Source organism: Candidatus Eisenbacteria bacterium, from assembly GCA_016867495.1.
Lineage (GTDB): Bacteria > Eisenbacteria > RBG-16-71-46 > CAIMUX01 > VGJL01 > VGJL01.
The window spans coordinates 1-9,761 of the sequence record VGJL01000100.1 but is presented as its reverse complement, the minus strand read 5'-3'; the positions used below and the strand labels follow the sequence as shown (position 1 = coordinate 9,761).

The following is a 9,761-nucleotide window of genomic DNA, read 5'->3' as shown; positions in this document are numbered from 1 at the left end:
GTCGACCTGCTCGCTGCACGGGCATTCGGCGATCTCTTCGGTGCAGTATCCCTCTTCGCACAGGATCTCGCTGTTCAGCACGCCGTCCGTGATTCCGTGGTCCGAGCAGTAGAGGAGGGCCGCGGGAATCAGATTCCGCTGATTGCTGAAGCAGGACCCCCTGCGGGCGCGTTCGGCCGCCTGCAGATAGCTCGGAATCGCGATGGCGAGCAGGATTCCCAGGACGGCGACGACGACGATCAGCTCGATCAGGGTGAATCCGAGGGGCTCTCTCCTGTCGGCGCGGCGACGATCGTCGATGAGCGACATGACCCCTCCCCGAAGCAGGCCCGGCCGCGGAAGATGCGAGCAAGCGGCGTTCCGGCAGACTCGACGCCGTAACCTCTTGGGCCACAAGACCGCCATCGCGGCCGCTTCATCTCAGCCCGTGCAGGAAGCACGGCTCGCGTGCAGGAAGTCGTCCGCCTTGCGAAACGCAACGCGGATCCCCCACCGAGACCCCGGCCATCGATCGCGAGCCTGCCAGGTGCCGCTCATCCGGAGCCGGAAGCGTCGGCTCTCCGCCAACAAAAGAGGGCCCCACGGGGGAGGCTTTCCCCGTGGGGCCACGACGGATTCTTCAGAGGTCGGTCTACCTGTCGGTCACCGACTTCGGATGCACTCTCTCCCGCCCGCCTTACTGCTGGAGGATCGTGAACTCGATCCTCCGGTTACGAGCGCGGCCGAGATCGGTGTCGTTCGTGTCGATCGGCTGGCTCTCGCCCTTCCCGTCCGTGGAGAGCCGGTCAGCGGAGACGCCACGCTTCACGAGGTAGTCCTTGATCGCCTCGGACCGCCTCATCGACAGCTTCATGTTGTACTGATCGCCCCCGATCGCGTCGGTGTGACCCGTGATCTTGAGCTTCATGTTCGGAGTCTCGCGCATGATCCGGGCGACATCCTCGAGGATGGGAACCGGATCGGCGCCGCTGATCTCAGCGGTATTGAACTTGAAGTTGATGTAGGCGAAGACCGGGATGCACGGCCCCGCGGTCTCGTCCGGGCAGCCATCGGCATCCTCGAAGCCGTTGAAGTTCTCCGCCACGCTGGGGCACTTGTCGTCCTTGTCGAGGATCCCGTCGCCGTCATTGTCGACATCGGGGCAGCCGTCGGCATCCTGCCAGCCGTCCATGTCCTCCGCATGGTTCGGGCAGTCGTCGTTCACGTCCGGAATGCCGTCCCCGTCATTGTCGGGATCGGGGCAGCCGTCCGTGTCCATGAACCCGTCGAAGTCCTCGGCCAGCGTCGGGCACTGGTCGACGTCATCGGGAATCCCGTCCTTGTCGGCGTCGCCGGTGAAGGGGCCCAGGTCGTCCTGCGCGCCAAAGCGCAGCGCCAGCGAGAAGCGGTGGTTCTCGTTCAGGAAGTCCTGCCGGTCGTTCACGTAGGCATAGTCGGCCTCGATCATGTTGAAGCGCATGCCGAAGCCGGCGGCGAAGTCGCCGTCATTGATGCCCAGGCGGATCGCCGAGCTGAGCTCCCTGGTGAGGGGAACCCGATACTCGGCCCCCACATGGAACAGGTACTCGTCATCTTCCTGCGCCTTCTCGACGTCGAAGGCCGCAGTCATCCCGCGCAGCGGCCAGATGGCGATGCCCGTACGGAGATTCGTCGGGATATCGTTGGCATCGTCAACGCTGCCGAGTCGGCCGGCGATGTCCTGAACCGTGAAGCCGAAACGCATGTAGTCGGTCAGGATCAGCCCCATGCCCAGGTCGATGCCGTAGCCTGTGATCGCGTCGTCCTGCCCCGCCAGGGCGCCGCCGTTCGACGCACGGAGGTACTTCCCCGTGATGCCCAGCGAGGCGATGTCGAACTGCTTGCCAAACGAGAACATGAACGCGTTGTCTGTGTAGTCGAACGACCCCGTGGGATCGTTGCCCATGTTGTAGCCTTCGATGTCGGTCATACCGGCATTGAGCCAGTTGATTCCGTAAGCGCCCCAGTCGGCATTCCTGGCGAAGCCGACATGGTTGTACTTGCGGTCGACCTCCATCCCGGCGGAGAACATCCCGCCGATCGACCATCCCCGTGTCCAGGTCAGGCCGGCCGGGTTCCAGTAACCCGCCGTCAGATCATTGGCGACTCCAACGAACGCACCACCCATTCCGAGCGCCCTGGCGCCGACACCCATCCGCAGGTACGGAGCGTTATGGTTGTTTTGCGGATCACCCATGGTGTCCGCGGCCCAGGCGAATCCAGTTAGCAGGAACGTCCCCAGAACCACCAAGGTCAGGAGCGCTCCACGCCTCTGTCCTGCCATTTCCGAACCTCCTCCTAGTTGAACCCGTCGTCGCATAAGTTTCCTAGAACAGAGTTCGCCGTGGGGGAGGCCGGAGCCTCCCCCACAGCTTCGCCTCTTACTCCCTCCAGAGAACTACCTTGAGGTTCGCCACTTCGGTCCTCGCGCCGTCGGTTGCGGTCACGCGGACGATGTAGGCGCCGTTCGCCAGCTTTGTCCCATCGGCAGCCGTCCCGCCCCAGGCGAACCCGTTCGGGCCCGGCACGACCGTGGACACGTAGTTGCCGGCGAAGTCGTAGATCTTCACTGTCACGTCGCTCGTCCTGCTGAGGACGAAGTGGATATTCACATCGCCATCGGCGGGATCGAACGGGTTCGGGTAGCAGTGAGCATCCGTGAGCGTGAGCACCGGATTCTCGACCCGGACCGTCTTCATCGAGACGCACTTCTGGCCGAGCAGGTCGGACGAGGTCACCGAGACGGTGTACTCCCCGAACGGCCAGCCGCCGCCAGGCTTCGCGAGCGTCGCCGTGGAGCGACCGCCGACCACCGTGAGCGTCGTGTCCCTCGAGACGGGACCGGTCAGCTTCACGGAGACGGAGTTGCTCGCGCCGACGCCGTCGTCGATCACGGAGATGTCGAGCGGCATCCGCTCGGCCGGCGTCATCGTCGCGCCAGGCAGGTTGATCACACAGGTCGGCGGCGTCATGTCGACGATGAACCGCTGCTCGACATAGGCGCTGCCGCTGTTCCTGACCTGGTCGAGGACGCCCTGGGTGTAGACGATCCGCTGCTGGCTCAGGAAGTCGAACCAGCAATCGGAGAGGATGTACATCGTCTCGCCGTTGACTTCGATCTCTTCGATCACGTCGCAGCCGAGCGCGGGACCCTCGCCGAGGAGCGTGCGGTACTTCTCGCTGTAGATCGTCACCTCGATGATGTCCTTGTCCGCGATCCGGCCGCCGCCGACGATGGGCAGCCTGACGAGGAGCTTGTCCGTCTCCGGATTGTAGCCGGCAAGGCCGTCGTAGATCGCCGTGCCGACCTGCCTCTGGATGTAGGGCAAGAGCTCGTCCGCCGTCCCCTGATGCAGGAGCTCGCGCTCCTCGAACTCGTCGATGTTGGCCTGCTCGTCCTCGCCGTCGACGCGCCAGAGGTCGTAATGGATGCCCCAGTCGATGGCGATCCAGTCGGCGCAGTTGCCGCACTCGTAGGTCGGATCCGCATTCATGTCTTCCGGATCGATCCATCCGTCGCCGTCATGGTCGTAGAGGTACTCCTGCCGGTGCGGACGGACGAAGATACCCGATCCGGTGTCGGTCATGCGAACCGTGAGCATGCAGTCCATCGGTCCCGGACCGCATCCCTCGCCCGCGATGTAGCCGCGGATGTTCCGCAGGAGCGGGTTGCTGACCCAGCCGCCGTGGAACTCGATCGTGGGCGGCGTCTGATCCACCCAGAACGGCGTATCCACGCTGACCAGCTCGTGCGTGCCCCTGATCGTCCTGTACTCGACCGTGAAGATGTGCGGCGCGAGCGGGTTGGTCCGCTCGGCCAGCCAGTCGCGCTGGAGGGTCGAGTGACTGTAGTCCATCTCGTAGACGGTTCCCTCGGCGTTCGCCTGCCACAGGTACGCGTTCCCGTTGCCCCAGTACCACTGGGCGGGTCCGGTCCCGTTGAAGGTCGCGACGAGGTTCCCGTCGATCTTGACCTGGACGGTCGTGGGATCGATCCCCTGACCGCCGACGTCGTTCAAGTAGGTCGTGAAGACCGGGTCCGCGTCGGTCCACCAGCCGCTCCTGTACTCGCTGAACGGCGTGACGCTGAAGACGAAGACCGGCGCTGAGCTCTTCGGCGCGAAGATCTGGAAGATGTTGCCCCTGTAGCAGAGGTCAACTTCAGTGGTGTCCGACTGCGGGAACTCGTCGCTCTTGTCATGCGACCACCTCTCGCGGGCATCGTCCAGGTTCCCCACGCGGAAGCTCAAGATGTTGTTCACAGGATCGACATGGATGTGACTGATGTCGTCACCGATCCACTTCCAGGTCTCGCCCGTGGGATCGATACGGCAATCGCGGCCCCACTTGCGGACGGTCAGCATCTCCTCGGTGACTCCATCGCTGAGAGCGGCGTTGACCGCTGCCTGGTCGTACTTGATCTGGACCAGCGGGTGGTAGCCGTCCTGGAAGTTGCCGAGTTCGTTGTGACCCTTCGTGACCTGCATGTGGTATGCGGACTTCGCAACAGGCGCCAGATAGATCCCCTGATCCGAGTCGACCGTCGGAGGCACCGTCTGGGACGCCAGCAAGCAGACGTCCTCGCCGCGCCACGCGCCACTCACGACCGTGATCTTGTGAGCATCGGTCATGCCGTAGGCGTCGCTCTGGACTGTGCCGTTCGTTCCGAGGGCCGCGCTGATCGGGTACTCGTTGATCCACACACTCGCGTGGTCGATCATGAGGCCCGCATCCGTTCCGGTGACGTTGATGTTGAACTTCAGGCAGTCGAAGATCGGGCTGCCACCGTATGTGGTATCCAGCGTGATCTCCCCCCGCCAGACCGTCGGATCATTCAGAGAGCGGACGAGACCGAAGTCCCCGTCCCACTCCGGATTGGCCGGCAGGTCGGCCGAGTAGATCCAGTAGTAGTTGTTTTCGAGACAGATGTCTGTGCCATCCACGTAGTACGGCTCGCCTAGAACGACGACCCTCGGATGATCCATGGCGCTCGCCATCTTCACCGTGAGGATCGCGTTCGTCATGCTCTCCACCTGGATCGAGACGTCCTCGACCTCGGGGACAGTCGTGCGGATCGGCTTGAAGGTGATCGAGCCGTCGTACAGCGTCTCGAGCTCGGCCATCATCGTCGGAACGACGTCGGTCGGCTTGTCGCCGTAGCGGTTGCCCTTCTCGTCCCTCGCCAGGGCCCGCAGCCAGTACCTCGTGATCCCGCTCGGCAGCGAGCTGGTCTTGAGGGCCGTCCACCAGAGGACCTCGGTGGTGCGCGGCTCGTTGGCGTCGGTCAGCTTCTGGCCGACACCGATGTTGACCCATTCGTGATCGAGGTCGTTCGGACCCTCGATCGTGTCGTACTGGAAGATCACGCTCTCGATCGTCGAATCGCTCTCCGCGAGGGCGTAGATCTTCACACAAGTCGGCGGATACTCGCCGTGCGGCTCGAGATCCGGATCGAACGCGATGATCCTCGCCGTCGGCGGCACGATGTCGGTGATCCGCAGGCGGTAGGTGACCCTGCTCGTCGCGTTGCCGCACTCGTCGGTCGCGATCACGCCGACCCAGAGCTGCGTGCCGACCGGGATCCCCGTCGTGTTCCAGTCGACGGAGCCCGCGTAGTCGGTCGGATCGCCCTGGTTGGGCGTCGGTGTGATCGTTCCGAGATCCATCCAGGTCGTGCCGTTGTCGACCGTCGCGTAGAACTGCATCGTGGATACCGCGGTCTCACGGTCCTCCGGAAGGGCGAGCTCGTCGTCCTTCGCGGAAGCCCAGATGCGGATCTCGATGCCTGCCGCGATGTCGGTCCAGCCGCCGGGATGGAACTCGATCTCGGGCGCGCCGGCCGTGATCGCCTCGATGTTGGTGACCGCGAGCGGCGTCGGTGCGTCCGCGTCATAGCCGAGGCGGTCGATCCTGATGAGCGTCTCGTTGCCGGCGACGTCCATCACGCGCGCGGCGATGTCGTACAGCTCGGTCGCGCGCTCGTGGATATCCCACTTTACCCACCAGGAGTTCGTCGCGTCATCGTGGATGACGGGGTAACTCTCGGTGTCGATCCTCGTCCACGCGGAGAGGCCGGTGTCGATTGTCGAGTTCAGCTTCCAGTAGTACTCGATCTTCCAGGTGTCGACGTTCTCGATTGCGTCGGCGTCGGTCACCGTGAGGTCGTAGTACCGCCAGGTCGGGTTGTCCGCCTCGGGGACCACGTACCAGTCGCAGAGGTTAACGACCCCGGCGGCCGGCCGCGTGAAGGCGTAGTTGTCCGGCGGCGTGAAGTCGACGTAGACCAGAACCTTCCGTGTCGTCGGCAGGCTCGGGTCGGACTGGTTGCCGACGTCGTCGACGCCGATCGCCGCCACCTCGTACCAGGTGTTGTGCTTCAGGGCCCGGACATCCCACGGGCCGATGCGCCAGTTGCCGGTCGAGTACTCGGTGAGTGTGCCGTCCAGGAGCGTCCAGCTCGTCGTTCCCTGCTCGCGGTAGACGAAGAAGACGTCCTCGAGGTCGACATCGCCCGTCAGGTTCCTGGCCTGCAGGTACTCGAACGACTGGGCGTAGATCTTGTCCGGGTTGTTGATGACCGTCATGTCGCCGATGTTCCGCTTCGCTTGCGTGATCGTCATGATCGGCGCGATCGTGTCGACCACCTTGAACCGGATCGAGCGCTTCGGGCTCGTGTCGGCGAAGGCGTCGATGTGCGAGAAGGTGTTGTTCAGCAGGTCGTGGCCCGCCGCGACGAAGTCGTACTCCTCACCGACATGGAGCGGACCCGGCTGCGGCGCCGAGTTCGGATCGTTCAGCCAGTGCAGGAACTCGACCGGATCCATCGCCTTGGTGAGGTTCAGGTCGAAGCTGTACGGCCTCGTGTCGTCGGGATTCCCGTCCTCCGGACCCCAACCCCAGTTCTCGTCGAATAACGTGCAGGGGTCGTTGACCGCGGGAATCGCAAGCCAGCTTCCCGGCATGTTCAGATCGCGCGCCCTCTTGATGTAGAAGGTCGCCGCGTCGTCATTGAGCGGGTTCTCCGGAGAGATGACCGTGAACAGGGTGAACATCGTGTTGCGCTCGATGTCCGTCGGCGGACGATCCTGGAAGCCGGCCGCGTTCAGGTCGGCGTCCATCTGCGTCTTCGGAGCCGTGTTGTCGACGGTGACCCTCGTCCACTCGAGGCTGTTGACGTCCTCGACGTTGTGCGAGAGGTCCTCTCCGTAGGCCGCGATCTCATAGTTGCCGTCGGGCCAGAGCGGGGTGACCCCGTCGGTCGCCACCTCCCTGGTATTCCAGACGACGTGCCAGAGATAGAGCGGATAGAACGGCTGGTACTCGTCCTTGCCGAGCACGACGGCCGTTCCGCCGACCGGCTTGACGAGGAAGGTCACCTTCGCCACGCCGTCGTCCTTGCCGCCGAACGACTGATCGTCGACCCACGTACGCCCGACGAGGGTGACCGTACGGGCGAGGCGGGCCGGGTTGGCCGCCGAGTTGCCCATGTACCCTTCGTCGACCCAGCGCGGGTAGGTCGCCTCGGTGTCACCGAGGAAGTAGCGCATGCTGTTCGCTTCGTTGTTCTCGACTCCGTGCAGGGCGCCCTCGCTGATCAGATAGTCGAGGTTGGCCGGGTTGCCGTTGAACGGGTCGTAGAGCTCGCTCGCGTCTCTGTTCACCCAGATGTTGTCGTTGTCCTGGAGCCGGTTCAGGTCCTGCCCGTTGATCACGACGCCGTCGTTCGGATCGTCCGTGTAGGTCGTCCGGTTGGCGATCACGACGATCTTGGTGCGATCGGGCGGAACCAGGTCCTGGACGTAGATGTCATCCACATCGCTGCGGCACATGTTCCCGGCGGGATCGGTCCGCACGATGTAGATGTCGAGCTTGGTGTCCTTGTAGACGACATCGGGGAATGCCCACGCCGCCTCGAACCACCACTGCGTGTTGTAGCCGTCCAGGTCGAAGACGTTGGTGCCCTCGACGACCGGCAGCAGATCGCCGTCACGGACGACATAGATCTTCTCGGTCGGTAGCCCCGCGTCGACGACAGCCTGGATCGTGACGTGGCGGACGTCTGTCACGGCGTCCTGCACGCAGACCCTGAAGTTCATCGTCTCGCCCGGGACCACGCGCCTGGTCGGCTTGTCGACCGAGTAGTCGCAAACCGTCGGGCAGGTGAGGTCGACGGCGGCGGTGACGAAGTCCTCCACGGCCGCATTCGTGTTGCAGGCCAGGTCGGTGGCCAGGACGCGCCACTCGATCGGCCCCTCGATGAGCGAGCGCTTCACCAGGTTGTCCATGGCGCCGGGCGTCGTCTCATAGAAGAAGTCGTCCGCGTGGGCCGTCCAGACCCGGTTGGTTCCGAAGTTCAGGGCCGGCTCGTACTGGAAGTCGCTGAAGAGGCGACGATAGCCCGGCGTGTTGGGGTCGGTCCCCCTGAACCCGTTGAACGCATCGCTCCAGGGACGCCACATGCCGATCGGATCGGTCGGGTAGCGCCACTGCAGCGTGATCGTCCGGATGTCGTCATCCGGCGTGAAGACGAAGAACTCGACGTCGCCCGTGTCCGGATCGCGCTTGATGACCGGCGAGGTTCCGGGCGTGCCGTCGTCGTAGTACTGCTCGAGGCTCTCCACGAAGCCGGGGAAGCCCGTTCCCTCGTAGTAGACGACCGGCGGAGTGCGGTCGATCCGGACCTTCACGATGAGCGCGTCGTCCGGGAAGCTGTTGCCGTCGTCATCGATCGCGACTGCGCGCAGCTCGTAGACGCCCTGAGGCCACGGATCCTCGGTGTCCCACGTGTAGGTGAAGAACTGCCCGGTGGTGATATCACCCGTACAGCCCAGACCGGCCGGGACTTCCTCGAGGAACGGCGTCTGGTCGCGTCCGAGGACCGTCCAGTCCGGCGTCCCTTCGGGGCGGATTTCGATGTCGACCGCGACCACGCGAGAGAGATCCCAATGGGTCGGATCGAGCACCTTGCCGTAGAGAGTCACGGTGCCGCGGAACGCCTCGATCTCCGGCCCACAGAGGTACCGGCATGTCGGGGCGCAGCTCGTGTTCAGCCACTGGAGGTAGGCGACAGGAGCGGTCGCGTCGTCCAGGATGATCACGATCTCCTCGGCGTGCAGCGGATCCTTCACGGTCTCGTTGCCGGCCGTGTCGGTCGCGAGCATCCGGAGGTGAACGTAGCTGTCCTCCGTGCTCCACATCTGCCGCGTGTCGAAGTCGATCGTGTAGGTGTCCTCGTTCGGATCCCCGAAGTTGATGATGATCGGATCGTCGGTGTTGTCCATCGGCGTCGGGTCGATATCGAACCAGAGATTGCCCGTCGCCCCTTCGCCGGGGTTCCCGAAGCGAACGATGTCGATTCCGGTCTGGAACGTCCCGTTGCCGTTCATGTCGATGAAGACCGGATCGATGCCGTGGTTGTAGTAGCCCGTGCCGACCCAGTAGGCCCGTCCGTCCTTGTACTGGAAGCGGACCGACTTGATCCCGGGCATCGCGGCCGCCTCAGGGGCGGTGTCGTTCGCGAGGCCGGTGATCGGGATCGTCACGCCGAAGGTGAAGACCGACCCGTCATGCGGATCGATGATGTGCGTGTAGGGGGCGATCCCGTCGAAGTAGACGGTGATCGCATCAGCGTAGATCGGATTACCGGAACCAGGGAAAGCTGCATCGGTCGGATCGCCCGCGTAGCCGGCGTCGTCAAAGACGACCGCGCGGACCGGGTAATCGGTGACCGCCTCGTCGGCCTC

The 9,761-nt window shown here is 64.1% G+C and carries 2 protein-coding genes and 1 pseudogene; all 3 read right to left on the bottom strand.

Features of this window, described 5'->3' with window-relative positions; genetic code table 11:
* Window positions 1-186 precede the first annotated feature (186 nt).
* A pseudogene (locus FJY88_09420) lies at window positions 187-309 on the bottom strand (prepilin-type N-terminal cleavage/methylation domain-containing protein).
* Window positions 310-676: 367 nt separating this feature from the next.
* Window positions 677-2,338: a PorV/PorQ family protein gene (locus FJY88_09415; GenBank protein MBM3287548.1), complete on the bottom strand. Its 1,662-nt coding sequence runs from the start codon at window positions 2,336-2,338 to the stop codon at window positions 677-679.
* A 61-nt stretch (window positions 2,339-2,399) separates the two neighbouring features.
* On the bottom strand, window positions 2,400-9,761 hold a 7,362-nt coding region (locus FJY88_09410; GenBank protein ID MBM3287547.1), incomplete at its 5' end, for a T9SS type A sorting domain-containing protein.